A 25400-nucleotide genomic window follows, 5' to 3' on the forward strand; every position below is an offset into this window, starting at 1 on the left:
AAGCTCGTGGAAAAAGTGTTCTGGTTGGTTAAATCCACGAATGACGAGCCGGCAAGGTGCCGTTGAGCCGATAGGCGCCGATGGCGTGGTACTTCCAGCGCACCGGGTCGTGCAGGGTGTGCACCCGGGCGTTGCGCCAGTGACGGTCAAGGTTGAATTCGGCCAGGGTGGCGCGGCTGCCGGCCAGTTCAAAGAGCTTCTCGGTGACTTGTAACGCCACTTCGGTGGTCAGCACCTTGGCCTCGGCCACGGCAATCGAGGCGTGGGCGGCGGACTGCGCGGTGATCGGTGCGGCGCTGACCTGGTCAAGCACCTGGCCGGCCTTGCGCAGCAGGGCTTCGGCGGCGTGCAGTTCGATCTTCAGCTTGCCGATATCAGCGATCACATACAGGTCGTCGCTGGCCCGTTCGACCTTGGCGTCGATCCACGGGCGTGAGCGTTCACGCACGAAGGCAATGGCATCGTCGAGGGCGCCTCGGGCGATGCCAGCGTCGATGGCGGCCTGGATCAGTTGCGACACGGCCCCCTGAATATTCGGGCTTTCGCCCAGGCGCCAGTTGTCGATGACCAGGCCCGGCTCCACGGCCACGCGATCAAGCAAGACGGTACCGCTGGCGGTGGTGCGTTGGCCAAAGCCCGACCAGTCATCGACGATGCGCAGCCCCTCGCTGCCGCGCCGCACGAAGGCCATGACTTGCTTGCCGTCATCGTTCAACGCTTTTATGGCGACCCAGTGAGCAAACAGTGCGCCGGTGGAGTAGAACTTCTGGCCGCTGACCACGTACCCATCACCTTCGGCCGTAATGCGTGCCTTGAGCTCCAGGGTATTTTTGGTGCCGCGTTCCGGGCCGCCGTTGCCGATGCGCCAGCCGTCGAGCACGCTCTGGAACAGCTGCTTTTTCTGACGCTCGTTCGCGGTGCCCTGCAATACGTACAAGATGCCGAAATGGTTCTGCGGGATCTGCCCGAGTGCCGGGTCGGCTGCGCTGATGATCGCGAAGACTTCGGCCAGGGTCACAAACGACACCTGTGGGCCGCCGTATTCACGGGGAATGGAAATACTGCCCAAGCCGCTGCGGGTGAACTGTTCGAGCTGCGCCCAGGGCAGTTTGCGTTGCTGGTCGCGCTGGGCGGCGTGCAGGCGTGCAGCCTGGGCCAGCTCGTGGGCGGCGCTCAGCGCCTGGGCGTCGTTGCGCAGCACCGTGGCGGGCAACAGCAGGGGGGCTACGTCCAGATCGCTCTGGGGGGATGTTAGAGCCAAGTTAGACATCAGCGCCGCTCCTTGGCTGCACGCAATGCCCTGGCGTTGCGCACCGGGGTAATTCTGACCATACCGACCTCGCATTCAATGAAATAAACAGAAAAATCAGGAATGTCCGGTGGTCCGGTGCATATACCCTAAGCGTGTTAATTATTTAAATAAACTAACTTTTAGAAATATGCATAGAAGGGCTGTCACCCCGGTTCACAGGGTGAACCGAAGCGACGCGGTTGATATCCCGGTGCGGGCGAGGCAGGGCGGGGCGGTGTGCAGGCGGCGATGCGCAGCGTGCGGGCGGGCGCCCAGCGGGAGTTGTTACCCACGCGGTCGAGAATGCAGTAGGTGACTTCCAACCGGCAGTCGTCGCCGGCTTCGACAATCACGTGGGGCGGCACCCACACCTGCACCGCCAGGCCGACGCTGTTGGCTTGGATGCGGGGCAGGTCCAAGCGTACATCGCCCCAGCGCAACGTAATGGCATCGCCCGTGCTCATGTTCAGGTAAGGCTCGATGGTCAGCGGAATGCCGCGCCTTACCTGGCTGCTGTTGACGCCGTGGCGGCGAATCGTCTCGGGCAAGTTCACGGGCGCCAGATTCTGGTTTTCAGTGTCGCCTTCAGGGTTCAGGCGCGGCGAAGGCTGACCGCCCGGATAGCTGGTCTTGACCCGCACCAGCGTCACCGCCGAGCGCATCGGGCCATGGCCGATCTGCAAGACCTGGTAATGGACGCGTGCCGGTCCGTCCTGCACAAAGCTCTGCGGTACGCATAAGTGGGTACACGTGCCGATCCTGCAGGCCGTCACCTTGCGCGAGGCGGCGAAGCAGTTGTTCCAGAACAGTTCGATCAGGTCGCCTTCTTCCATGCTCGGGTAGGGTGAAATATCGACCTGCAAGTGGGCGGAGGCCAGGGCGCTGATGCCGTTTCCAATAGCCTGGGGAAGCCTTGGGGCACTGAGCGTGGCCGGGGTTTGAGTGTGTGTCATAAGTAATCTCCTTGATGCAGCCAGCAGCAATCGTTCCGAAACCTGGACGCACAGGCGCAAGGGGGTTCGAAAGGCACGATTCAGTCAGTAGCCGGGATAGGATCCAATCCTCAAGGCGCTAGATAAGAGGGTTGGCCAAGGAGCGTCAATGGAGGCAAAGGGCTAAACGGCGGGTTTGGCGAGATTCAGACGGGTCTGACGGGGAGGGGGATTTTAAGGCGCTTGCGACGGGGGCTTTTACACGCTCAACCTGCAACCCGTTGTAGGAGCGAGCTTGCTCGCGAAGAACGCCCAGGCAACTCGGTCAATCTGATTCACCGCGTTATCGTTAACGTTCTTCGCGAGCAAGCTCGCTCCTACACTGGGAGGCGTCAGTGGGCGAGGAATTTGCTCAGGAACTGCTTGGTACGTTCTTCCCTGGGGTTGGCAAACAGCGCCTTGGCTTCGCCCTGTTCGACGATCACGCCCTTGTCGAAAAAGATCACCCGGTTGGCCACATCACGGGCAAAGCTCATCTCGTGGGTGACGATGACCATGGTGCGGTTTTCTTCGGCCAGGCTGCGAATGGTCGCCAGGACTTCGCCCACCAGTTCCGGGTCGAGGGCCGAGGTGGGTTCGTCGAACAGGATCACCTCCGGCTCCATGGCCAATGCGCGAGCAATCGCCACACGCTGTTGCTGGCCGCCGGACAGGCGCCGCGGGTACGACGCTTCCTTGCCCGCCAGGCCGACCCTGGCCAACAGCTTGCGCCCCAGTTCGGCCGCCGCTTCCCGTGGCATCCTCTTGACCACGATGGGGCCTTCGATGACGTTTTCCAGCGCGGTGCGGTGGGGGAACAGGTTGAAGTTCTGGAACACAAAGCCCACATGCTGGCGCAGGCGCCGCACCAGGCCCTGTTGCTGGTTGAGCGGCCTGCTGCTGTCGATCTCGATGTCACCCACCTTGATACGGCCGCTGGTGGGTTCTTCGAGGAAGTTCAGGCAGCGCAGGAAGGTGGTCTTGCCCGAACCGCTGGGGCCGATGATCGCGACCACTTCGCCTTCCTTGACCTCCAGGTCGATGCCGTTGAGCACCACCTGGCCGTTGAATTGCTTGGTCAATTTTTCAACCACGATCATGCTTCAAGACTCCAGGTCATGCCGGTTGACCCGGTCTTCCAGACGATTTTGCAAATGCGCCAGGATGCTCGCCAGGATCCAGTAGATCAGGGCCGCGGACAGATACATGGTGAAAATTTCGAAGGTACGTGCCGACACCAGTTGGGCCTGGCGGAACAGCTCGGGCACCTGGATGGTGGCGGCCAGCGCCGTGTCCTTGACCAGTGAAATAAAGCTGTTACCCAAAGGCGGCAACGCCGTGCGCATCGCCTGGGGCAGGATGGCCCTGCGCAACGTCTGCGCACGGGTCATACCGATACTGGCAGCCGCTTCCCACTGGCCACGCTCGATGGAGGCGATGGCGGCCCGCAGGATTTCACACGCATAGGCAGCCATGTTCAGCGAAAAGCCGATCATGGCGGCCGGGATCGGGTCCAGTTCGATGCCCACTTGTGGCAAGCCGTAGTAGATCAGGAACAGCTGCACCAGCAACGGCGTGCCGCGAAAGAACGACACGTAGACCCGGGCGGTCCAGCTCAAGAGCTTGAAGCGCGAGAGGCGCATCAAGGCCAGGCCGAAGCCCAGCAGCAGGCCGAAAAACATCCCGCCCAGGCTGAGGATTACCGTGTAGTACGCGCCCTTGAGCAGAAAGGGCGCGGATTCCAGCGCGAGTTGGAAACCTGCTTCCATTATTGCGTGACGTCAGCGTTGAAGTACTTCTCGGACAGCGTCTTCAACGTGCCGTCGGCGCGCAGTTTGTCCAGAGCCTTGTTCACCGCATCGAGCAGCTCGGGCTCACCTTTGCGCAGGGCGATACCGGATTCCTGACGGGAGAAGGCGTCGCCGGCAGCGGCGGTGTCGGGGGCTTTCTTGGCGTATTCCAGGGCGGCCAGGCGGTCGATCAGGATGGCGTCGATACGGCCGATGCGCAGGTCCTGGAACTTGGTCGGGTCGTCGTTGTAGGTCTTGATAATGGCTTTTGGTTGGTTGTCCTTGAGCCATTGTTCGTAGTTGGTGCCCAGGCCCACACCGACTTTCTTGCCGGCCAGGTCGTCGGCTTTCTTGATCGAGTCGACGTTCTTTTTCAGCACCAGCGCCTGGATGCCGGACACGGTGTAAGGCTTGGAGAAATCGTACTTTTTCTTGCGCTCTTCGGAGATGGTCACCTGGTTGACCACCGCGTCCAGGCGCTTGGATTCCAGCGCGGCGAGGATGCCGTCCCAAGGGGTGGCTTGCAGCTTGACCTTGACACCCAGCTCCTTGGCCAGCGCCTCGGACAGTTCCACTTCGAAACCGCTGAGCTTGCCGCTTTCATCGACAAAGCTGAACGGCGGGTAGGTGCCTTCCAGGCCGATCTTGATCTCGCCGGCCTTCTTGATGGTGTTCAATTGCTCGCCGGCAACCGCCTGGCCCAACCAGCCAGCGCCAAGCGCGAGGCCCAAAGTGCCAACCAACAGCGTGCGACGAAATGCAGAAATAGTCATGGAGAGCCCCTGTGTTTTTTATGGTGAGCGAAGCAGGTGACGCGGTAGTCGTATCCTGCCCTAAAGCGCGAAGCGCGTCTTCGCCTTCGGCGCGATGATAAGGTGGGTTTTTAAGTCTTGAAAATAATAAAAATACCATTTCATATTCTTTTTAGAAATATGTACAGCTCCCACATCGACAGTATTCAATCAGTTGAATACTGAGTCATAGGCAAACAATGCCGGCGCGCCACCGGTATGCAGGAAAATGATCGGCCCCTCTTCAAAGCGCTGGCGCCCGATGCCGTCGAGCAAACCGGCCATGGCCTTGCCGGTATACACCGGGTCCAGCAACAGACCTTCCTGGCTGGCCAAAAGTTTGATCGCCGAGAGGGTGCCAGCGTTTGGCTCGCCATACCGCGGCCCGAAATACTCGTCCCACAGGGTGACCTTGAAGGCGTCGGGGATAGCCACACCGAGCAACTCGGCAGTGCGTTCGGCCAGGCCCTGCACTTTCGGGAATTGCGCTTGCTCGGAGCGCGACACCGTGATGCCGATCACTGGCAGCTGCGGCAGTGCTTCGCTCAAGGCCAGGGCCAGGCCGCTGTGGGTACCCGCACTGCCAGAGGCGAGCACCACGGCGGCGAATTGAATGCCGCTGTCTTCAATTTGCGCGGCCAACTCCAGCCCGGCGCGCACGTAGCCCAGCGCGCCGAGTGCATTGGAACCGCCAATAGGCACCAGGTACGGCTTCTTGCCGTTACTGCGCAGGCGGTCGGCGAGGGCGTTGAGTTGGTCGTCGGCGTTGTCGAGGTTTTCCACCAGCTCCACTTTGGCGTCGAACAGCTCCAGCAGCAGGCGATTGCCGTTGCCCAGGTAGTTGGGGTCGTCGGTGCCGGTAGGGTTTTCCAGCAGGGCAACACAGCCCAGGCCAAGCCTGGCGGCGAGCGCGGCGGTCTGGCGCACATGGTTGGACTGGATCGCGCCGGCGGTGACCAGGGTGTCGGCGCCCTGGGCGATGGCGTCGGCGGCCAGGTATTCGAGTTTGCGCAGCTTGTTGCCGCCCATGGCCAGCGGCGTGGTGTCATCACGTTTGACGTAGATGTCCCTGCCCAGCCAAGCCGACAGCCGCTCGAGTTTTTCCAGGGCCGTGGCACTGCCCAGTAGTTCCAGACGGTTAAAACGGTCGAGCTGTTGTTTGATCATGGTTACGCACGGTGGCTGAGTGATGGGGGGACTATAGGTAGGCACTTTTCATCGGGCAACCGCCAATCGCTTATGACTAAAGGTTCTTAGCTCCACACCATTGGTTCTTAAGAGCTGCCTAGGTGCATACCGTAAAGTGATGGCCATTTTGTCAGGAGTGAATACCGTGAGTGAGCGTTCCAGTCATTGGCAATTGCAGACCATCGTCAGCCAACTGCGCGGCGCCCGCGACCAGTGGCGAACGCGCAATGGGCGCTTGAGTGGCGAGCATGGTGGCCGCGAGTTGCCGTCCCGCGAGGCGGTGGCGCAGATTCTTGAGGCCTTGTGCGGCGCCCTGTTTCCGATGCGCCTGGGCCCGGCGGACCTGCGCGAAGAAAGCGAAGACTTCTACGTGGGCCATACCCTCGACGTCGCGCTCAACGCCTTGCTCGCCCAGGCGCGCCTGGAGTTGCGCTATGCCGCGCGCCAGAGCGGTGAGGACGACAGCGAAGTCAACGCCCACGCCATTCGCCTGATCCAGGATTTCGCGCTGGCGTTGCCATCCTTGCGCAGCCTGCTGGACACCGACGTACTGGCCGCCTACCACGGCGACCCGGCCGCACGCAGTGTGGATGAGGTGCTGTTGTGCTACCCGGGCATCCTGGCGGTGATCCATCATCGCCTGGCCCACCACCTGTACCGCGCCGGCCTGCCGCTGCTGGCGCGGATCAGTGCGGAAATCGCCCACTCGGCCACCGGTATTGATATCCACCCCGGCGCACAGATCGGCCCGAGTTTCTTTATCGACCACGGCACAGGCGTGGTGATTGGCGAGACCGCGATCATCGGCGAGCGCGTGCGCATCTACCAGGCCGTGACATTGGGCGCCAAACGCTTTCCGGCGGATGAAGATGGGCAATTGCAGAAAGGCCACCCGCGTCACCCTATTGTTGAAGATGATGTGGTGATTTACGCCGGGGCGACGATCCTGGGGCGGATCACCATTGGCCAGGGTTCGACCATCGGCGGCAATGTGTGGCTGACCCGCAGCGTGCCGGCCGGGGCGAATATCACCCAGGCGAACTTGCAGCATGATGATGGGGCGCAGAAGTAATACCTGAGTCAAACGCCGGTCAGTGTGGGAGCTGGCTTGCCTGCGATAGCGGTGTATCAGTCAACAGATGGGTGGCTGACCCAGCGCTATCGCAGGCAAGCCAGCTCCCACATTTCGTATGTATTTCACCGTCGGGTTGCTGAACGATTCGTCTCCTCCACGCGTCATACCAATCCCTGAGCTAGTGTAGGAAACACCTACCACTCAGCCCTGCGATTAGTCCAAGACCGCCTATTCATGTTTAACTTGAACGTTCGTTCAAGTTAAACCGGTGGTTCGCTGCCCGCTCACAACAGGAGGCTTACCTTTGCTGAGTCCGTTTTTTACAGCCATATCCCGCAACCTTGAGGTGCATCGTTCATGAGTGCATCGTCCACCCCTTCCAGCGGCATGGTGCGCATGAATGCGCCCGTTTTCTACTTTGCCGCCACCGTCATCCTGCTGTTCGGCATCACGGTCATCGCTATCCCGCAACAGGCCGGTGCCTGGCTGCTGGCGGCGCAAAACTGGGCGGCCAACACGGTCGGCTGGTACTACATGCTGGCGATGACGCTGTATCTGGTCTTCGTGGTGGTCACCGCGCTATCGGGCTACGGCAAGATAAAACTCGGTGCCGACCACGACGAGCCCGAATTCAGTTACCTGTCCTGGGCCGGCATGTTGTTCGCCGCCGGGATCAGCATCACGCTGTTTTTCTTTTGCGTCTCGGAGCCGTTGACGCACTTGGTGCAGCCGCCCCAGGGCGAAGCAATGAACGCCGATGCGGCGCGCCAGGCCATGCAGGTGTTGTTCCTGCACTGGGGCCTGCATGGCTGGGGCGTGTTCGCGTTTGTCGGCATGGCCCTGGCGTATTTCGCCTACCGGCATAACCTGCCGCTGGCGTTGCGCTCGGCGCTGTACCCGCTGATCGGCAAGCGCATCAATGGCCCTATCGGTTACGCCGTGGATGGCTTTGGCATCATTGCCACGGTGTTCGGCCTGGGCGCCGACATGGGCTTTGGCGTACTGCACCTCAACTCTGGCCTGGACTACCTGTTTGGCATTGCCCATACCCAGTGGATCCAGGTGGGCCTGATCACCCTGATGATGGGCGCGGCGATCATCGTGGCCGTGGCCGGCGTCGACAAGGGCGTGCGGGTGATGTCCGACATCAACATGCTGCTGGCCTGTGCGCTGCTGCTGTTCGTGTTGTTCGCCGGGCCTACCCAGCACCTGCTCAACACCTTGATCCAGAACATCGGTGACTATCTGGGGGCGCTGCCCACCAAGAGTTTTGATGTGTACGCCTACAACAAGCCGAGCGACTGGCTGGGCGGCTGGACGGTGTTCTACTGGGCCTGGTGGATCGCATGGTCGCCGTTCGTGGGCCTGTTTATCGCGCGCATTTCCCGTGGTCGTACCATCCGCGAGTTCGTGTTTGGCGTGCTGCTGATTCCACTGGGCTTCACCCTGGCGTGGATGTCGATCTTCGGTAACAGCGCCATCGACCAGGTGCTCAACCATGGCATGGCTGCACTGGGCCAGTCGGCGATAGATGACCCATCGATGAGCCTCTACCTGCTGCTGGAAACCTACCCGTGGAGCAAGACGGTGATCGCGGTCACGGTGTTCATCAGCTTTGTGTTCTTCGTGACCTCGGCTGACTCCGGCACTGTGGTGCTGTCCACCCTCTCGTCCAAAGGCGGCAACGCGGATGAAGACGGGCCGAAGTGGCTGCGTGTGTTCTGGGGCGCGATGACCGCCCTGGTCACCAGTGCCTTGCTGTTCGCCGGCAGTATCGACTCGCTCAAGTCTGCGGTGGTACTGACCTCGCTGCCCTTCTCGCTGATCCTGCTGCTGATGATGTGGGGGCTGCACAAGGCGTTCTACCTGGAGTCGCAAAAGCAGATCGCGCAGTTGCATTCCCTGGCACCGATCTCCGCTTCGCGCAAAGGCCGAGGCGGCTGGCGCCAGCGTTTGAGCCAGGCGGTGCATTTCCCATCCCGCGATGAGGTATACCGTTTCCTCGACACCACGGTGCGCCCGGCGATTGAAGAAGTGACCGCAGTGTTTGTCGAGAAGGGCCTTACGGTGGTGACCCAGCCCGACCCGTCCAACGACAGCGTCAGCCTCGAAATCGGCCATGGCGAAGAACGTCCGTTCATCTACCAGGTGCAGATGCGTGGCTATTTCACACCGTCGTTCGCCTTGGGCGGCATTGGCAAGAAAGAGATCAACAACCGCCGCTACTATCGGGCCGAAGTGCACTTGAGTGAGGGCAGCCAGGACTATGACCTGGTGGGCTACACCAAGGAGCAGATCATCAATGACATCCTCGACCAGTACGAGCGCCATCTGCAGTTCTTGCACATGGTGCGCTGATAGCGTTCCTCTCAAGTAGGTCTTTGCTGTAAAAGGAAGAGGCAGACTTAAGCGATTCAGCTGCTTAAAAGGCCCGGGAATATGCCTATTCCCGGGCCTTATTTGCCCTAGATCAAGAGAGGATTCGATGACGTACATTGCTGCCGAAAACCGCTATGAATCTATTCCTTATCGCCGCGTAGGCCGCAGTGGATTGGTGCTACCAGCCCTGTCCCTGGGGTTGTGGCACAACTTTGGTGACAGCACCCCGATCGACACCCAGCGCGCATTGCTGCGCACGGCGTTCGACCTGGGTATCAACCACTTCGACCTGGCCAACAACTACGGCCCGCCTTACGGCAGCGCCGAGATCAACTTCGGCCGGTTGCTGCGTGAAGACTTCAAGCACTACCGCGACGAATTGATCATTTCCAGCAAAGCCGGTTGGGACATGTGGCCCGGTCCTTACGGCCAGGGTGGCGGTTCGCGTAAATACGTATTGGCGAGCCTGGACCAGAGCCTGCAACGCCTTGGCGTCGATTATGTGGATATTTTCTACTCGCACCGTTTCGACCCCGACACGCCCCTGGAAGAGACCGCCAGCGCCCTGGCCACCGCCGTGCAGCAAGGCAAGGCGTTGTACATCGGTATCTCGTCTTACTCCGGGGTTAAAACCCGCGAAATCGCAGCGTTGCTCAACGAGTGGAAAGTGCCGTTGTTGATCCACCAGCCGGCCTACAACCTGCTCAACCGTTGGGTGGAAAAAGACCTGCTGGACACCACTGAAGAACTCGGCGCCGGGGTGATCGCCTTCACGCCGCTGGCCCAGGGTTTGTTGACCGATAAATACCTCAACGGGGTACCGGCCGATGCGCGGGTCAATCGTCCGGGTGGTGGCTCGTTGCAGGCCCAGCACCTGTCCGAAGCCAACATCGCCCATGTACGCGGCCTGAACGAAATCGCCAAGCGCCGTGGCCAGAGCCTGGCCCAGTTGGCGCTGGCGTGGACGTTACGTGATCCACGGGTAACCAGTGCGCTGATCGGCGCAAGCCGGCCGGAGCAGATTATCGAGAACGTCGGGGCGTTGAAGAACTTGAGCTTCAGTGCAGAAGAACTGGCGGAGATTGATCGGTTTGCGCAGGAAGGTGGGATCAACCTGTGGGAAAAGCCATCCACCGCTGAATAACCTTATACCACTGGGTGATCGTTCCCACGCTCTGCGTGGGAATGCTGCCCCGGACGCTCGGCGTCCGCTTTAAAGTCGTGACGCAGAGCGTCACAGGAGGCGTTCCCACGCAGAGCGTGGGAACGATCTGTCGCCAAGCGTCAGAACGGCACATCCCCAAGAATCGTCGCCCGGTGCATCACCCGCCGCTGCGGCCGGTAGTCATCCACAGCGTAATGCTGGGTGACGCGGTTATCCCAGAACGCCACATCATTTTCCTGCCAGCGCCAGCGGATGGTGAATTCCGGGCGGGTGGCGTGGGCGAACAGCAGCTTGAGAATGGCCTCGCTTTCGGCCGGTTCCAGTTCATTTATTCGGGTGGTGAAGCCGTCGCTGACGAACAGCGATTTACGTCCACTCACCGGATGCGTGCGCACGACTGGGTGCGATAGCGGCGGGTTTTTCTTGCGGGTTGCCTCCCAGCGCACCAGGTCCTCGGCGGTGTTGCCAAAGCGCTCCAGCGGGAACGACTTGGTGAAGTCGTGTGTGGCGGTGAGGCCATCGAGCAAGCGCTTTAGCGGTTCAGACAGTGCTTCATAAGCCGCAATCCCACTGGCCCACAATGTATCGCCGCCGAACGCGGGCAACAGCTTGGCGCTGAGCACTGCGCCCAGAGCAGGCGTGGGCAGGAACGTCACGTCGGTATGCCACACCGCGTTATCACGCACATCCGTGACGGCGGTGTCGAGGATCAGCACTTCGGGCTGTTCCGGCACGTTGGGGTAGATCGGGTGGATGTGCAGGTCGCCAAAGTTTGCCGCGAACCGTGCCTGTTGCGCAGGGGTGATCGGCTGGTAACGGAAGAACAGCACCGAATAGTCGAGCAACGCCTGTTCAATGGCGTCGCGCTGTTCGGGATTCAGCGGCTGGGTGATATCGACGCCGCCGATCTGGGCGCCCAGGGCGGAGCTTAATGGGGTAACGGTCAGGCTGCTCATTGTGGGTTCTTCACTCAGTGTGCCTGGCCATGCCAGGGCACTAATTTACGCTGCAGGGCGCGCAGGCCCATTTCCATGGCGAAGGCGATCAGGGCGATGACCAGGATGCCCAGCACCACCACATCAGTGACCAGAAACTGCGCCGCCGACTGCACCATGAACCCCAGGCCGCTGGTGGCGGCAATCAACTCGGCCGCCACCAAGGTCGACCAGCCCACGCCCAGGCCGATGCGCACACCGGTGAGGATATCGGGCAGGGCGCTGGGCAGGATCACATGGCGAATCAGTTGCGCGCGGGTGGCGCCCAATGACTGCGCCGCGCGCAATTTGGCCGGGTCGACGGTGCGCACCCCAGTGGCGGTGGCGATGGCAATCGGGGCGAAGATAGCGAGGTAGATCAGCAGCACCTTGGACAGCTCGCCAATGCCGCACCAGATCACGATCAACGGCAGGTAGGCCAGGGGCGGAATCGGCCGGTAGAACTCGATCAGCGGATCGAGAATGCCACGGGCGATACGGTTGGCACCGATGGCGATCCCCACCGGCACGGCGGTCAGTACTGCAAAGCCCAGGCCCAGGCCGATGCGACTGAGGCTCGCGCCCAGGTGCTGCCACAAAGTGGAATCCATGTAGCCGGTGGTTGCCAGCAGCCAGCCTTTTTGCAACACGGCGGACGGTGGCGGCAGGAACAAAGGTTCGATCAAACCGGTGGCGGTCACCGCCCACCACAGGGCCAGCAAGGCCGCCAGGGTCAGCAGGCTGATCCAGCGCGTGCTCAGGCGACGGCGCAGCGGGATCACGGGATGTGTCGCAGGCTCGGTGGCCGTGGCGGGAAGTTCGTAGCTGCTCATGCGTACACCTGCCGTTGGGAGAACACTTTGCCCAGCACATGTTCACGGGTTTCGATAAAGCGCGGGTCGGACTTGATTGCGCGGGCTGATTCGCCGGCGGCGTAACGTTGGCCGAAATCCAGCTGCAAGCGTTCGACGATCTGGCCGGGGTTGGGCGCCAGCAAGATCAAGTCGGTGGCCAGAAACACCGCTTCTTCGATGTCGTGGGTAATCAGGAATACCGGCTTGGCCGTGCGCCGCCACACTTGCAGCAGCAACTCCTGCATCTGTTCACGGGTGAAGGCATCCAGGGCGCCGAAGGGTTCGTCCATCAGCAGTACACGCGGGTCGGCCGCCAGCGCACGCGCCAGGCCGACGCGTTGCTTCTGGCCACCGGAGAGTTGCCAGATGCGGCGGTTGTCGAAACCGGCCAGGTCCACCAGCGCGAGCATTTCACGCGCCCGCACGTCGCGCTGCGCCTTGGGCACGCCGGCCAGTTCCAGGCCGAAAGCCACATTGGCCAGCACGTCCTGCCAGGGCAGCAGGGCATCGTCCTGGAACACCACGCCGCGCTCGGCGCTGGGGCCTTTGACCGGCACGCCATCGAGGGTGATACGCCCGGCAGACGGTTCGACGAAGCCGGCAATCAGGTTCAACAACGAGGTCTTGCCGCTGCCGGACGGGCCCAGGGCGACCAGCAATTGCTGGGGCCCAAGCTCCAGTGAAATATCGGACAGTACCGGTTCCGGGGCGCCTGGGTACTGTGCGCTGATGCGCTCCAGTTGTAGCAAGGCCATCGCAGTGAACTCCTGGGTCAGTTGGTAATGAACTTGGCGCTGACATAAGGGGCGTAGTCGGGCAGCACGGCCTCGACCTTGCCTTGCTCCTTGAGGAACGCAGCGGTGTCGGTGACGGCCTTGGTGGTCGGTGCGCCCAGCAGGGTGACTTGGTCGGCGGCCAACGGGTAGACGTTGCCTTGCAGCAGCAAGGGGATGTCGCTGGCCTTGGCGCCGGAGAGTTTCACCAGTTTGTCGACGTTGCCGGAATCGGCGAGCCAGGCTTGTGGGTCTTTGCGGTAGGCGGCGTAGGCATCCAGAGTGACCTTGGCGAAGGCGGTGACGATCTCTGGGTGCTTCTCGGCGAAGTCCTTGCGCACGATCCAGGCATCGAACGTCGGCGCGCCGAACTTGGCCAGCTCCCCGGAGGTGATCAGCACCTTGCCGGTTTCCTTGGCCACGCCCAGGGCTGGGTCCCAGACATAGGTGGCGTCGATATCACCGCGCTTCCAGGCGGCAATGATGGCCGGCGGGGCGAGGTTGAGAATGGTGACTTTGGCCGGGTCGATGTTCCAGTGTTTAAGGGCGGCGAGCAGGCTGTAGTGGCCGGTGGAAACGAAGGGCACGGCGATTTTTTTGCCGACCAGGTCCTGAGGGCTGTTGATCCCCGAACCGTTACGCGCCACCAGGGCTTCGGCGCCGCCGATCTGGGTGGCGACGAGGAAGGTTTGCACCGGGACTTTACGGGTTATCGCGGCGGTGAGCGGGCTGGAACCGAGGTAGCCGATCTGCACGTCGCCGGACGCGATGGCGGCGATGATGTCGGCGCCATTGTCGAATTTGCGCCAGTCGATCTTGGCGTTGGTGGCTTTTTCATAGGCGCCGTCGGCTTGGGCGACTTTGGCCGGGTCCACGGTGGTCTGATACGCAATGGTCACGTCCGCCGCCTGGGCAAACAGGCTGGCACCGGCCAGGGACAATGCGGCCAACAGGCGCAGAGGGGTCAGCAGTTTCAAAGGGAAGCTCCTCAATCAGGCGGCCGAGGGTCGGCGTGAGAGGAGACTAAATGATCTAAGAATTCGAAAATAAATAACTTTTTCGAATTAGCTTATGAGAGTAAATGGCGAAGCCTGTTTTCAGGCTGGCAGAATAATGTGGGAGCTGGCTTGCCTGCGATAGCGGTGTATCAGTCAACAGGTGGGTTGCTGACCCACCGCTATCGCAGGCAAGCCAGCTCCCACAGGGGGAGCGAGCCTTAGGTTAGTTGCTGATGGCGAGGATGCTTGCCTGGTACGAACCGACAAACACATCGAAATCGCCTACTTCGTTCTGCTCCAGCTCTGCCTGTTGCGCCAGCGACGCACGGGCCAGTTCTTCAAAGTGCGCTTGTTCCTCAGGCGCCAAAGGTTCTTTGCGGAAGTATTCGGCATGGACTTCGCTTTGATGCAGGGAGAACTGCGCAAAGCTTTCCTTGCGCTCAGCCATGGCTGCCAATACCTGAGCCGACGGCGTCAGGGATGGGTCCTTGACCTTGGCCAACTGGGCGTCCAATGCCTCGCTGTGCTCGGTGATGTCATGGCTCTGATCGAGCAGGGCGGCCAGCGGGGCAATCTTCTCCAGCAACTCGGCCGCCCACTCCTTCATGTCCACCGGCTGGCCGTCACGCTGCAATTGCAGGCCCGGACGGCGGCCTTCCTTGACCACGCTGAGGAAGTTGGAGGTGGCGTTGCCGCACTCGTTGTTGGCGAACAGTGGGCTGTCGTTCAGCGCGCAGTACAGCAGGAATGCGTCGAGGAACCGCGACTCTGGCAGGTCGATACCCATCGGCAGGAACGGGTTGATGTCCAGGCAGCGTACTTCGATGTACTGGATGCCGCGCGCCATCAACGCCTGGATCGGCCGCTCGCCGGTGTAGGTCACGCGCTTGGGACGGATGTTGGAGTAGTACTCGTTTTCGATCTGCAGGATGTTGGTATTGAGCTGCACCCACTCGCCATCCTTGTGCGTGCCGACTTCTACATAGGGCGCGTAGGGTGTTGCCACCGCTTCGCGCAGGCTGTCGGTGTAGCTGGCCAAATCGTTGTAGCACGGCGTCAGGCCGGCCTGGGCGTTGCTCTGGTACCCCAGGTCGCTCATGCGCAGGCTGGTGGCGTAGGGCAGGTACAGCGTGTCGGCGTCGAGGACTTCAAGCTGATGCGAGCGTCCGCGCAGGAAGCCGGCATCCAGGGCTGGCGAGGCACCGAACAGGTACATCAACAGCCAGCTGTAACGACGGAAATTACGGATCAGCGCGATGTAGGCCGTGGATTGATAGTCACGGTCGGTGCCGACAAACCCTTCTGTTTCCTTGAGCAACGGCCACAACGCTTCCGGCAGGGAAAAATTGTAGTGGATGCCGGCGATGCACTGCATGGTCTTGCCGTAACGCAGGGCCAGGCCCTTGCGGTACACGTACTTGAGCTGGCCGATGTTGGAGGTGCCGTAGTAGGCAATCGGAATATCTTCCTCGGCCGGCAACGGGCACGGCATCGAGGGGCTCCACAGGTATTCGCTGCCCAGCTTGGTGTAGGCAAAGCGATGGATCTTGTCCAGGCTGCTCAGAGTATCGGCCGGGTTCGGCAGGGCAGGGGTGATGAACTCCAGCAGCGATTCCGAGTAGTCGGTGGTGATCTGTTCATTGGTCAGCGCGGCGCCCAGGGCTTCGGGGTGCGGCGTTTGCGCCAGTCGACCTTCGTTGGTGACGCGCAGGCATTCGCGCTCGATGCCGTGCAAGCATTGCTCTAGCAGGGAGAGGTGTTCGCGCTTGCCGAGCAGGGCCAGGCGGCGGTTGAGAAGTTCGCTCAAGTTGGATTCCTTCACGCGTCAGTCGCCCCAATATGGGGGTGGGCAGGACGGTCTACAAGGGTGAAGTTGAAACTGGCGTGATCGCCTGGTTTTGAGTCGATTTGACCCGCTCTGAATCTGCCGACTTCACTCCATGAATTGGGCTACAGCGCAGCGAGAAAATTCCGACGCTGTTATCGCAGCGCCGAAATTAACTCAAATCGGGGGTGGGGAGCTATAGGACAGCGAACGTGCCCTGTGCTTTTGCGACAAGTCTTTCGCTCTGATACACGTCGGCCTCGACCACCAGGGTGCGGCGACCGGCGTGGATCACCCGGCTGGTGCACAGCACCTCACCGTCTTCCACAGCGCGAATATAGTTGATCTTGCATTCGATGGTGGCGCTCTGCTGGTCGAAACCATGGGCGCTGGAACAGGCCAGGCCCATGGTTATATCCACCAGGCTGAAAATCGCCCCGCCATGGAGCTTGCCCGCGCGGTTGCGCAGGTGCGGCTCCAGGGTCAGGGCCACCTCGGCAACGCCCTCTTCCAGGCGTTGCAGGCGGCAGCCGATCAGTTCGCTGAATGCGCTCTGGGTCAAACCGGCCGGAATTTCCATCAGCGCTTCTTCAACTGTTTAGCGTTGGCAAACAGCGACGCCATGGCGTTGTTGCTTGGCGCGGCGGTGGTGGTTTCCTTGCGCGGGGCGTTGTTCTGCGACTGGCGCGGCGCCGAACCGGGGCGAGCGCCACGGGCACCATCGATTTTCTCGCCGGGGGTATCGCTCATGCGCATCGACAGGCCGACGCGTTTGCGTGGGATGTCGACTTCCATGACCTTGACCTTGACCACGTCACCGGCTTTCACCGCTTCACGTGGGTCCTTGATGAACTTCTCCGAAAGCGCGGAGATATGCACCAAACCGTCCTGATGCACGCCGATGTCCACGAACGCGCCGAAGTTGGTCACGTTGGTCACCACGCCTTCTAGGATCATGCCCGGTTGCAGGTCCTTGAGGTCTTCGACACCGTCCTGGAACTCGGCGGTCTTGAACTCCGGGCGCGGGTCGCGACCCGGTTTCTCCAGTTCTTGCAGGATATCGGTGATGGTCGGCACACCGAAGGTTTCGTCGGTGTACTTCTTCGGGTCCAGGCGCTTGAGGAACGCGGCATCACCAATCAACGAACGGATATCGCGGTCGGTTTCGGCGGCAATGCGTTGCACCAGCGGGTAGGCCTCCGGGTGAACTGCCGAGGCGTCCAGGGGGTTATCGCCGTTCATGACGCGCAGGAAGCCGGCCGCTTGTTCAAAGGTTTTTTCACCCAGGCGTGCGACTTTTTTCAGCGCAGCACGGGTTTTGAACGCGCCATTTTCGTCGCGATGGCTGACGATGTTCTGCGCCAGGGTCGCGTTAAGGCCCGAGATTCGCGCCAGCAGTGCCACCGAAGCGGTGTTCACGTCTACGCCCACGGCGTTTACGCAGTCTTCCACCACCGCATCCAGGCCGCGTGCCAGCTTCAGTTGCGACACGTCGTGCTGGTACTGGCCGACGCCGATGGATTTAGGGTCGATCTTCACCAGTTCGGCCAGCGGGTCTTGCAGGCGACGAGCGATGGACACTGCGCCACGGATCGACACGTCGAGGTCCGGGAATTCCTTGGAGGCCAGCTCCGACGCCGAGTACACCGAAGCGCCTGCTTCGGAGACCATGACCTTGGTCATCTTCATGGCTGGGTATTTTTTGATCAGCTCGGCGGCCAGCTTGTCGGTTTCGCGGCTGGCGGTGCCGTTGCCGATGGCGATCAGGTCCACCGCGTGCTTGGCGCACAAGGCGGCCAGGATCGCCAGGGTCTGGTCCCACTTGTTGTGCGGTACGTGTGGGTACACGGTAGCGTGGTCCAGCAACTTGCCGGTGGCGTCGACCACCGCGACCTTGCAACCGGTGCGCAGGCCCGGGTCGAGGCCCAGGGTGGCACGCGGGCCAGCCGGTGCGGCCAACAGCAGGTCGTGCAGGTTATGGGCGAACACGTTGATCGCTTCGGTTTCGGCGCCGTCGCGCAATTCGCCCAGCAGGTCGGTTTCCAGGTGGGTGTAGAGCTTGACCTTCCAGGTCCAGCGCACCACTTCGCCCAGCCACTTGTCTGCGGGGCGGTTCTGGTTCTGGATGCCGAATTGTTGACCGATCATGCCTTCGCACGGGTGCATGGTGCCCGGCAGCTCGTCACCGACTTTCAGCGCGGAGCTGAGAATGCCTTCGTTACGGCCGCGGAAAATCGCCAGGGCGCGGTGGGACGGCATGCTTTTGAGCGGCTCGTCGTGTTCGAAGTAGTCGCGGAACTTGGCGCCTTCTTCCTCTTTGCCGGCGATGACGCGGGCGCTGAGGATGGCTTCCTGCTTGAGGTAGGTACGCAGTTTTTCCAGGAGGCTGGCGTTTTCGGCGAAGCGCTCCATCAGGATGTACTTGGCGCCTTCGAGGGCGGCCTTGACGTCGGCGACGCCTTTTTCCGCGTCGATGAAGCGCGCGGCTTCGGTTTCCGGGGTCAACGATGGGTCGTTGAACAAGCCATCGGCCAAATCACCCAGGCCGGCTTCCAGGGCGATCTGGCCCTTTGTACGACGTTTCTGTTTGTACGGCAGGTAAAGGTCTTCGAGGCGGGTCTTGGTGTCCGCGAGTTTGATGTCGCGTTCCAGTTGCGGGGTCAACTTGCCCTGTTCCTCGATGCTGGCGAGGATGCTGATACGCCGTTCGTCGAGTTCTCGCAGGTAGCGCAGGCGCTCTTCCAGGTGCCGCAGTTGGGTGTCGTCGAGGCTGCCGGTTACTTCTTTTCGGTAACGGGCGATGAAGGGCACCGTGGAGCCTTCATCCAGTAGAGCGACGGCCGCTTCGACCTGTTGTGGGCGTACGCCGAGTTCCTCGGCGATGCGGCTGTTGATGCTGTCCATAAAACCACCTGAAATTCTTAAAATCAGCGCGCCGGCCCGTAAAAACAAGGCTCGGCGAGGCTGGTTGAGCGGCCCGACTGGCGCCGCTGCCTGGGTCAAGAGGCTGGCTATTGACCCTCGAAATCGAAAAAGTCACGACAAGCGGGTAAAAAAAGCCCGGCAGCAAACGGTAACGATCTGACGTTGCCCTGCACGGAGGCGCCGCATTATAACCAGCGTTCCGCCCTTGGGGGCTACTGCGCCGCAGCTTGTAGGGCGCGGGTTCGCTGGCAGTAGATGAAAAATCTGCTAACAATGCACACGGTGCGTATAACGGCAGCTACGCCATAATGCGCGCCGAGATAAGAGGAGCATCCAATGAGCAGCACCGCACAAACTGCTGAAGGCGAAAAAATTCTCATCGTTGATGACGATCCGGGGCTGAGCAGCCTGCTGGAGCGTTTTTTCAACTCCAAGGGCTATCGTGCCCGCGCGGTGCCGAACACCGAACAGATGGATCGTCTGTTAGGGCGTGAAGTTTTCAACCTGGTCGTACTCGACCTGATGTTGCCCGGTGAAGACGGCCTCACCGCCTGCAAGCGCCTGCGCGGTGCGAACAATCAGATCCCGATCATCATGCTCACCGCCAAGGGCGATGAACTGAGCCGCATCAAGGGGCTGGAGCTGGGCGCTGATGACTATCTGGCCAAGCCGTTCAACCCCGATGAGCTGATGGCGCGGGTCAAGGCCGTGTTGCGTCGCCAGGCACCGGCGGTACCGGGTGCACCGGGCAGCGAAGACGAAAGCGTCACCTTTGGCGATTACGAATTGTCGCTGGCCACCCGTGAGCTCAAGCGCGGTGAAGAAGTGCACATGCTCACCACCGGCGAATTCGCAGTGCTCAAGGCCCTGGTGATGAACGCTCGCCAGCCGCTGACCCGTGACAAGCTGATGAACCTGGCCCGTGGCCGGGAATGGGACGCCCTCGAGCGCTCCATCGACGTGCAGATTTCCCGATTGCGCCGGATGATCGAGCCAGACCCGTCCAAGCCGCGGTATATCCAGACGGTGTGGGGTGTGGGTTATGTGTTTGTGCCGGATGGCACCGCAACCAAGTGACCGATGATTTGCAGGGGCGGGTATCCTGGCGTTTGACTCCATGAGGGGCGACGGGATGCCCGGCGTCTGCAATTCTGCGAGCGCCGCTCGTTCCTGCAAGGTGTGCAGCTTTCATCTATGAAAACCCCGCTGTGGTTCCCACAAAGTTTCTTCTCCCGCACCCTCTGGCTGGTGCTTATTGTCGTTCTGTTTTCCAAGGCGCTCACGCTGGTTTATCTGTTGATGAACGAAGACGTGCTGGTGGACCGGCAGTACAGCCATGGTGTCGCCCTGACGTTGCGTGGCTATTGGGCGGTAGACCCTGAGAACCGCGAAAAAGTAGCCAAGGCGTCGACGCTGACGCGGGTTGACGGCGCTGGTGTGCCTGAAGGCGAGCAGCATTGGCCTTACAGCGAGATCTACCAGCGCCAGATGCAGGCCGAGTTGGGTGCCGACACCGAGGTGCGGCTGCGTATGCATGTTTCGCCTGCGCTGTGGGTGCGAGCGCCAAGCCTGGGGGATGCCTGGATCAAGGTTCCGCTTTATCCGCACCCGCTGAGGGGGCAAAAAATCTGGAACGTGTTGGGCTGGTTCCTGGCCATTGGCTTGCTTTCAACGGCGTCCGCGTGGATTTTCGTCCGCCAGCTCAACCAACCCCTCAAGCGCCTGGTGTTTGCCGCTCGCCAACTGGGCCAGGGGCGCAGTGTGCGCTTGCCGGTCAGCGACACGCCCAGTGAGATGACCGAGGTGTACGGCGCCTTCAACCAGATGGCAGAAGATGTCGAACAGGCCGGGCGCGAACGCGAGTTGATGCTGGCGGGGGTGTCCCATGACTTGCGCACGCCACTGACGCGATTACGGTTGTCCCTGGAGTTGATGGGGGACCATACCGACCTCACCGATGACATGGTGCGCGACATCGAGGACATGGACGCTATTCTGGACCAGTTCCTGGCGTTCATCCGTGACGGGCGGGATGAAGTGGTCGAGGAGGTCGACCTCACCGACCTCGTGCGTGAGGTGGTTGCGCCCTATAACCAGAATGGTGAGCAGGTGCGCACGCGCCTGGAGCCGATCCAGCCGTTCGCATTACGCCGGGTGTCGATGAAGCGCCTGCTGAACAACTTGATTGGCAACGCCTTGCACCATGCCGGTTCCGATGTGGAAGTGGCGGCGTACGTTTCTGGCGACAGTGCCGCGCCTTACGTGGTGCTGAGCGTGATGGACCGTGGCACAGGAATCGACCCGGCTGAGCTGGAGGGTATCTTCAACCCCTTCACCCGTGGTGACCGCGCCCGAGGAGGCAAGGGCACCGGGTTGGGGTTGGCGATTGTGCGGCGGATTGCGTCGATGCATGGCGGCAATGTCGAGTTGCGCAACCGTGAAGGCGGCGGGTTGGAAGCGCGGGTGCGGCTGCCGCTGGGGTTGATGCTGCCTCGAGACGCTGTCTAACAAGCAATATGAATGCAAATGTGGGAGCTGGCTTGCCTGCGATAGCGGTAGTTCATTCAACGACGATGTTGAATGTACCGGCGTCATCGTAGGCAAGCCAGCTCCCACAGTGGTTTGCGGCGTGTGGCAGGTGTGGGTATTCAGCCCTTTCCCTTGGTCCGAGTCATATTCGGCCCGCCATTCTTTTCCAGATGCTGAATGATGATCCCCGCCACATCCTTACCGGTGGTGGTTTCGATCCCTTCCAGGCCAGGCGATGAGTTTACTTCCATCACCAGGGGGCCATGGTTGGAGCGCAGGATGTCCACACCCGCCACGCTCAGCCCCATCACCTTGGCCGCCCGTAGCGCGGTCATGCGCTCTTCCGGGGTGATCTTGATCAGGCTGGCGCTGCCGCCACGGTGCAGGTTGGAGCGGAACTCACCGGGCTTGGCCTGGCGCTTCATGGCTGCGATCACCTTGTCGCCCACCACGAAGCAGCGAATGTCCGCGCCGCCCGCTTCCTTGATGTACTCCTGCACCATGATGTTCTGCTTGAGGCCCATGAACGCCTCAATCACCGACTCCGCCGCCGTTGCTGTTTCACACAGCACCACCCCGATGCCCTGGGTGCCTTCCAGTACCTTGATCACCAGCGGTGCGCCATTGACCATCTCGATCAGGTCGGGAATGTCGTCCGGAGAGTGGGCAAAACCGGTGACCGGCAAACCGATACCCCGGCGCGACAGCAGTTGCAGGGAGCGCAGCTTGTCCCGCGAGCGCGCAATGGCCACGGATTCATTCAGCGGAAACACCCCCATCATTTCAAACTGGCGCAATACCGCGCAGCCATAGAACGTCACCGAAGCGCCGATACGCGGGATTACCGCATCAAAGCCTTCCAGGGGTTTGCCCCGGTAGTGGATCTGCGGCTTGTGGCTGGCAATGTTCATGTAGGCACGCAACGTGTCGATCACCACCATTTCATGGCCACGTTCAGTGCCGGCCTCGACCAGGCGACGGGTGGAATACAGACGCGGGTTTCGCGACAGCACAGCAATCTTCATGCAGCACCTGGGGCAGAAATAGTGGAGACCGGGAACACCGGCTTGTCTTGAACGTACTTGAGGCCTGGATTGACCACCAACTGGCCGTCAATCAGCGCCTTGGAGCCCAGCAGCAGGCGGTAACGCATGGCTTTGCGACAGGCGAGGGTGAACTCCACCCGCCATACCCGATCACCCAGGGCCAGGGTAGTGCTGATCACGTAGCGCACCTGTGCATGGCCGTTGGAGCTCTTGATGGTTTTCATCGTCACCAGGGGCGCTTCACAGCGGCGGTGACGTAGTTGCACCACGCTGCCCAGGTGCGCGGTAAAACGCACCCACTTTTCACCGTCGCGCTCAAAGGGCTCGATATCGGTGGCGTGCAGGCTTGAGGTACTGGCACCGGTGTCGATCTTCGCCCGCAGGCCCGCCACTCCCAAGTCGGGAAGTGCCACCCACTCACGCAGACCCACAACGGTCAAATGGTCAAATGTCTTCAATATGGTTAACCGGTCAATTCGCCCAGGCTTGAGGAGATACCTCAGCCAACGCTTTGAATGCAGGCTTGGCGAACCAGAAGCCCTGCATCAGAAATATTCCGCAGTCGGACAGGAAGTCGCGCTCGCCGGCACTTTCGATGCCCTCGGCGATGACAGTAACCCCCAACTGCTCACAGATTGTGACAATCCCCCGGACGATCACCTGACGGACACGATCCTGGTCGACATCGCGAATCAGCGCCATGTCGAGCTTGATCAAGTCAGGTTGGAAATCGGCCAGCAGGTTCAGCCCCGAATAGCCCGCGCCGAAATCGTCGATGGCGGTCTTGAAGCCGAATTCGCGGTATTCACGCAGAATATTCGTCAAATGGCGATAGTTATCTACGTGCTCGCTTTCCAGGGTCTCGAAAATCAGCCGGTCCAGCGGGAAATTGTGCGCCCGGGCGGCCTCCAGAGTGCTGCGGATACACAGTTCCGGACGATATACAGCATTGGGCATGAAGTTGATGGAAAGGTGAGTCTGCATGCCCAGGGCTGCGGCACCGGCGATGGCCTTGGTCCGGCAGCGCTGGTCGAAGCGGTAGCGATTGGTTTCGTTGACCTGAGCCAGCACCGACAGCGCGCCTTCTCCCTGGGGACCGCGCACCAAGGCTTCGTTGGCGAAGATCGAATGGTCACGCAGGTCTACGATAGGCTGGTAGGCGAACGCGAAATCGAACCCCAGAGGCTCGCTTTGCTGGCAACCCACGCACCGCTGGTTGGGCGAGGTGAGTGAGAGGGGAAAGTCGGTCACGGCGTATCCTCGCGAAAACAGGGTGCTACCTGGCGTATCTTAGGTGAGCCTTGGGGTTTATGCGTCGAAGGGTTTCAACGGTAAAGTTGCGACATTTTTCAGAGCGAGGAATTCAAGTGGCTCAAAAGCAGGAAGAGGAAGAGAAGGTCCGGCTGGACAAGTGGTTGTGGGCAGCGCGGTTCTACAAGACCCGCGCTCTGGCCAAGGCCGCTATCGAGAGCGGCAAGGTGCATCATCGCGGCGAGCGCTGCAAGCCGGGAAAGGAGCCGCGCGTCGGCGACGAGTTTCAGATTCGTACAGGCTTTGATGAAAAAACCATCGTAGTACAGGCGCTTTCCATCGTCCGCCGGGGCGCGCCTGAAGCGCAGGCACTGTATGCCGAGACCGAAGCCAGCATCGCCAAGCGCGAAAACGCTGCGGCCATGCGCAAGGCAGGGGCTTCAGGCCTGACCACTGACGGCAAGCCGAGCAAGAAGCAGCGCCGCGATCTGTTCAAGTTTCGCGGCAGCGGCAATGACGATTGATTGCACGAGTCGCCCATGCAAACTCGATCAAATGTGGAAGCGGGCTTGCCCGCGAATACGGTGGGTCAGGCACAGATGCATTGATTGACACCCCGCGTTCGCGAGCAAGCCCGCTCCCACTTTTAGCCCTGGGGGGTTACGGAGTTGTGCGCATGACACTCAACCGCCCAATAACGGGCAACTTGCTCAGTAGCCCGAAAAGCGGCGCCGTCATTCGCAACAAAGCGCCCGACACCTTCGCCGCAAACGGCGTGTAATACCCCCACCCCAGCGCCAACAGCGCCAGCAGTACGCCACCGATATAATCGTCCTGGCCCCAGTGCGCGCCGGCTACCAGCCGCGGCATCATGAACAGCAGCGCCAGGCCCCAGATCACCAGCACCTGGCCGATGCGCCGGGCGAACACGCTCATGAACATCGCCCAGATCAATAGCACCGAAGCATGGTCGCCGGGGAAGCTCTGGCTCGAGCGGTCCTTCAATTCCCAGGTTTTCTCCAGCCCTGGGAAAAAGTCGCTCATTTGAATCGCGCCGCTGATGACCATCGACGGGCTACTGTGCTGCCAGCCCATGTGCGCCGCGAGTTTGGAGAACAGCATGCGGATAAAAAGCAATAGCAGCAGAATGCCGAGGAAGCCAAAAAACGCCTGGCGCACCTGTACGGCCTTGAACACCCAGTCGCCGCGGATCAACAGCGCCAGCAAAATCACGCCGACCACTGCATCAAACGGCCGCAGGCTGGCCACGGCCCACACATGTAGCCAGGTCGAGTTCGTGGCCAATGGGCCATTGAGCAGATGAAACAGCCACTCGTCGAAAATCACACAGAGCATCTGGCCCGTGGGCCACAGCCAAAAACACAGCAGTCCGATAGCGAGTAGATTGCAAAGAGCCCATCGCCGGAGGTTCCAGTTGGCTTGGAACAAACCCGGATTGTTCATAAACTGTCCCTCATCGCTCTATTCAGCTCCTTGAATTCAGGAGAAGTCGCACCAAGATGGTGCTAAAGCGTTTAATTTTATAAACCTTGTAATCATTTTGTCATCACTTCA

The 25400-nt window shown here is 61.0% G+C and carries 23 protein-coding genes; 6 read left to right on the forward strand and 17 right to left on the reverse strand.

What is annotated here, in order from left to right; all coding sequences use genetic code 11:
- Nucleotides 1-28: 28 nt before the first annotated feature.
- From JFT58_RS08690 to JFT58_RS08715, 6 genes are all read right to left on the reverse strand, one after another.
- Nucleotides 29-1270, reverse strand: a complete 1242-nt coding sequence (locus JFT58_RS08690; RefSeq protein ID WP_054896662.1) for an SfnB family sulfur acquisition oxidoreductase — start codon at nt 1268-1270, stop codon at nt 29-31.
- A 185-nt stretch (nt 1271-1455) separates the two neighbouring features.
- Nucleotides 1456-2244, reverse strand: coding sequence for a hypothetical protein (locus JFT58_RS08695; RefSeq protein WP_054896661.1), 789 nt, complete (start codon nt 2242-2244; stop codon nt 1456-1458).
- A gap of 371 nt (nt 2245-2615) precedes the next feature.
- The gene (gene tcyN / locus JFT58_RS08700; protein WP_054896660.1) at nt 2616-3362 is read right to left on the reverse strand and encodes an L-cystine ABC transporter ATP-binding protein TcyN; all 747 of its coding nucleotides are present in this window, start codon (nt 3360-3362) and stop codon (nt 2616-2618) included.
- Between the two features lie 3 nt (nt 3363-3365).
- Nucleotides 3366-4031 (reverse strand): cystine ABC transporter permease, encoded by a 666-nt coding sequence (tcyL, locus tag JFT58_RS08705; RefSeq protein ID WP_054896659.1) that lies wholly within the window; start codon nt 4029-4031, stop codon nt 3366-3368.
- Nucleotides 4031-4825, reverse strand: a complete 795-nt coding sequence (gene tcyJ, locus JFT58_RS08710; RefSeq protein ID WP_014716462.1) for a cystine ABC transporter substrate-binding protein — start codon at nt 4823-4825, stop codon at nt 4031-4033. The genes tcyL and tcyJ overlap by 1 nt, the downstream gene beginning before the upstream one ends.
- Before the next feature lie 189 nt (nt 4826-5014).
- Nucleotides 5015-6010, reverse strand: coding sequence for a D-cysteine desulfhydrase (locus tag JFT58_RS08715; RefSeq protein ID WP_034125487.1), 996 nt, complete (start codon nt 6008-6010; stop codon nt 5015-5017).
- Nucleotides 6011-6176: 166 nt separating this feature from the next.
- Here JFT58_RS08715 and epsC point away from each other — a divergent pair, with 166 nt between their 5' ends.
- From epsC to mgrA, 3 genes are all read left to right on the forward strand, one after another.
- Complete coding sequence (gene epsC, locus JFT58_RS08720) at nt 6177-7103, forward strand: serine O-acetyltransferase EpsC (RefSeq protein ID WP_014716464.1); 927 nt, start codon at nt 6177-6179, stop codon at nt 7101-7103.
- 399 nt (nt 7104-7502) lie between these two features.
- On the forward strand, nt 7503-9464 hold the full coding sequence (gene betT / locus JFT58_RS08725; protein WP_167514232.1) for a choline transporter BetT: 1962 nt from the start codon (nt 7503-7505) through the stop codon (nt 9462-9464).
- A 127-nt stretch (nt 9465-9591) separates the two neighbouring features.
- On the forward strand, nt 9592-10629 hold the full coding sequence (mgrA, locus tag JFT58_RS08730; RefSeq protein WP_034125489.1) for an L-glyceraldehyde 3-phosphate reductase: 1038 nt from the start codon (nt 9592-9594) through the stop codon (nt 10627-10629).
- 140 nt (nt 10630-10769) lie between these two features.
- Here the strand turns inward: mgrA and tauD are convergent, their stop codons facing one another.
- From tauD to JFT58_RS08765, 7 genes are all read right to left on the reverse strand, one after another.
- Complete coding sequence (gene tauD / locus JFT58_RS08735) at nt 10770-11606, reverse strand: taurine dioxygenase (protein ID WP_054896657.1); 837 nt, start codon at nt 11604-11606, stop codon at nt 10770-10772.
- A 14-nt stretch (nt 11607-11620) separates the two neighbouring features.
- Nucleotides 11621-12457, reverse strand: a complete 837-nt coding sequence (tauC, locus tag JFT58_RS08740; protein WP_054896656.1) for a taurine ABC transporter permease TauC — start codon at nt 12455-12457, stop codon at nt 11621-11623.
- Complete coding sequence (tauB, locus tag JFT58_RS08745; RefSeq protein ID WP_054896655.1) at nt 12454-13233, reverse strand: taurine ABC transporter ATP-binding subunit; 780 nt, start codon at nt 13231-13233, stop codon at nt 12454-12456. Before tauB ends, tauC begins: the two co-directional genes overlap by 4 nt.
- 17 nt (nt 13234-13250) lie before the next feature.
- Nucleotides 13251-14228: a taurine ABC transporter substrate-binding protein gene (tauA, locus tag JFT58_RS08750; RefSeq protein WP_034125493.1), complete on the reverse strand. Its 978-nt coding sequence runs from the start codon at nt 14226-14228 to the stop codon at nt 13251-13253.
- A 244-nt stretch (nt 14229-14472) separates the two neighbouring features.
- The gene (gshA, locus tag JFT58_RS08755; protein ID WP_054896654.1) at nt 14473-16056 is read right to left on the reverse strand and encodes a glutamate--cysteine ligase; all 1584 of its coding nucleotides are present in this window, start codon (nt 16054-16056) and stop codon (nt 14473-14475) included.
- Between the two features lie 214 nt (nt 16057-16270).
- On the reverse strand, nt 16271-16654 hold the full coding sequence (locus JFT58_RS08760) for a PaaI family thioesterase (protein ID WP_052199927.1): 384 nt from the start codon (nt 16652-16654) through the stop codon (nt 16271-16273).
- A complete protein-coding gene (locus JFT58_RS08765; RefSeq protein ID WP_054896653.1) occupies nt 16654-18978 on the reverse strand; it encodes a Tex family protein in 2325 nt (774 codons plus the stop codon). Before JFT58_RS08765 ends, JFT58_RS08760 begins: the two co-directional genes overlap by 1 nt.
- Nucleotides 18979-19335: 357 nt before the next feature.
- Here JFT58_RS08765 and ompR point away from each other — a divergent pair, with 357 nt between their 5' ends.
- A complete protein-coding gene (ompR, locus tag JFT58_RS08770) occupies nt 19336-20076 on the forward strand; it encodes an osmolarity response regulator transcription factor OmpR (protein WP_003187669.1) in 741 nt (246 codons plus the stop codon).
- 117 nt (nt 20077-20193) lie between these two features.
- A complete protein-coding gene (locus JFT58_RS08775; protein ID WP_003187671.1) occupies nt 20194-21507 on the forward strand; it encodes an ATP-binding protein in 1314 nt (437 codons plus the stop codon).
- 140 nt (nt 21508-21647) lie between these two features.
- On the opposite strand, the gene rimK is transcribed toward JFT58_RS08775, so the two are convergent.
- Genes rimK through rimA form a run of 3 tightly spaced genes read right to left on the reverse strand, consistent with a single transcriptional unit; the run spans nt 21648 to nt 23825 of the window.
- Nucleotides 21648-22553 carry a 30S ribosomal protein S6--L-glutamate ligase gene (gene rimK, locus JFT58_RS08780; RefSeq protein ID WP_003187674.1) on the reverse strand — a complete coding sequence of 302 codons (906 nt, stop codon included), beginning with the start codon at nt 22551-22553 and terminating at the stop codon, nt 21648-21650.
- Complete coding sequence (gene rimB, locus JFT58_RS08785) at nt 22550-23032, reverse strand: retropepsin-like aspartic endopeptidase RimB (protein ID WP_003187676.1); 483 nt, start codon at nt 23030-23032, stop codon at nt 22550-22552. Before rimB ends, rimK begins: the two co-directional genes overlap by 4 nt.
- A 13-nt stretch (nt 23033-23045) precedes the next feature.
- Entirely contained in the window at nt 23046-23825 is a 780-nt protein-coding gene (gene rimA / locus JFT58_RS08790; RefSeq protein WP_054896652.1) for a S6 modification regulatory phosphodiesterase RimA, read from the reverse strand.
- 116 nt (nt 23826-23941) lie between these two features.
- On the opposite strand from rimA, the gene JFT58_RS08795 reads away from it, so the two are divergent.
- Nucleotides 23942-24349, forward strand: a complete 408-nt coding sequence (locus tag JFT58_RS08795; protein ID WP_003236026.1) for an RNA-binding S4 domain-containing protein — start codon at nt 23942-23944, stop codon at nt 24347-24349.
- A 136-nt stretch (nt 24350-24485) separates the two neighbouring features.
- On the opposite strand, the gene JFT58_RS08800 is transcribed toward JFT58_RS08795, so the two are convergent.
- Nucleotides 24486-25289, reverse strand: coding sequence for a phosphatase PAP2 family protein (locus JFT58_RS08800; protein ID WP_034125497.1), 804 nt, complete (start codon nt 25287-25289; stop codon nt 24486-24488).
- Nucleotides 25290-25400: the final 111 nt, after the last annotated feature.

The sequence above is a fragment of the Pseudomonas sp. MF6767 genome (genome assembly GCF_016405475.1).
GTDB lineage: Bacteria > Pseudomonadota > Gammaproteobacteria > Pseudomonadales > Pseudomonadaceae > Aquipseudomonas > Aquipseudomonas paracarnis.

Excerpts from the sequence above, each read along its gene's own strand:
- JFT58_RS08690 (WP_054896662.1), bottom strand. The coding sequence starts at position 1,270 with ATGTCTAACTTGGCTCTAACATCCCCCCAGAGCGATCTGGACGTAGCC.
- JFT58_RS08695 (WP_054896661.1), bottom strand. The coding sequence starts at position 2,244 with ATGACACACACTCAAACCCCGGCCACGCTCAGTGCCCCAAGGCTTCCC.
- tcyN (WP_054896660.1), bottom strand. The coding sequence starts at position 3,362 with ATGATCGTGGTTGAAAAATTGACCAAGCAATTCAACGGCCAGGTGGTG.
- tcyL (WP_054896659.1), bottom strand. The coding sequence starts at position 4,031 with ATGGAAGCAGGTTTCCAACTCGCGCTGGAATCCGCGCCCTTTCTGCTC.
- tcyJ (WP_014716462.1), bottom strand. The coding sequence starts at position 4,825 with ATGACTATTTCTGCATTTCGTCGCACGCTGTTGGTTGGCACTTTGGGC.
- JFT58_RS08715 (WP_034125487.1), bottom strand. The coding sequence starts at position 6,010 with ATGATCAAACAACAGCTCGACCGTTTTAACCGTCTGGAACTACTGGGC.
- betT (WP_167514232.1), top strand. The coding sequence starts at position 7,503 with ATGAATGCGCCCGTTTTCTACTTTGCCGCCACCGTCATCCTGCTGTTC.
- mgrA (WP_034125489.1), top strand. The coding sequence starts at position 9,592 with ATGACGTACATTGCTGCCGAAAACCGCTATGAATCTATTCCTTATCGC.
- tauD (WP_054896657.1), bottom strand. The coding sequence starts at position 11,606 with ATGAGCAGCCTGACCGTTACCCCATTAAGCTCCGCCCTGGGCGCCCAG.
- tauC (WP_054896656.1), bottom strand. The coding sequence starts at position 12,457 with ATGAGCAGCTACGAACTTCCCGCCACGGCCACCGAGCCTGCGACACAT.
- tauB (WP_054896655.1), bottom strand. The coding sequence starts at position 13,233 with ATGGCCTTGCTACAACTGGAGCGCATCAGCGCACAGTACCCAGGCGCC.
- JFT58_RS08760 (WP_052199927.1), bottom strand. The coding sequence starts at position 16,654 with ATGGAAATTCCGGCCGGTTTGACCCAGAGCGCATTCAGCGAACTGATC.
- JFT58_RS08765 (WP_054896653.1), bottom strand. The coding sequence starts at position 18,978 with ATGGACAGCATCAACAGCCGCATCGCCGAGGAACTCGGCGTACGCCCA.
- ompR (WP_003187669.1), top strand. The coding sequence starts at position 19,336 with ATGAGCAGCACCGCACAAACTGCTGAAGGCGAAAAAATTCTCATCGTT.
- JFT58_RS08775 (WP_003187671.1), top strand. The coding sequence starts at position 20,194 with ATGAAAACCCCGCTGTGGTTCCCACAAAGTTTCTTCTCCCGCACCCTC.
- rimK (WP_003187674.1), bottom strand. The coding sequence starts at position 22,553 with ATGAAGATTGCTGTGCTGTCGCGAAACCCGCGTCTGTATTCCACCCGT.
- JFT58_RS08800 (WP_034125497.1), bottom strand. The coding sequence starts at position 25,289 with ATGAACAATCCGGGTTTGTTCCAAGCCAACTGGAACCTCCGGCGATGG.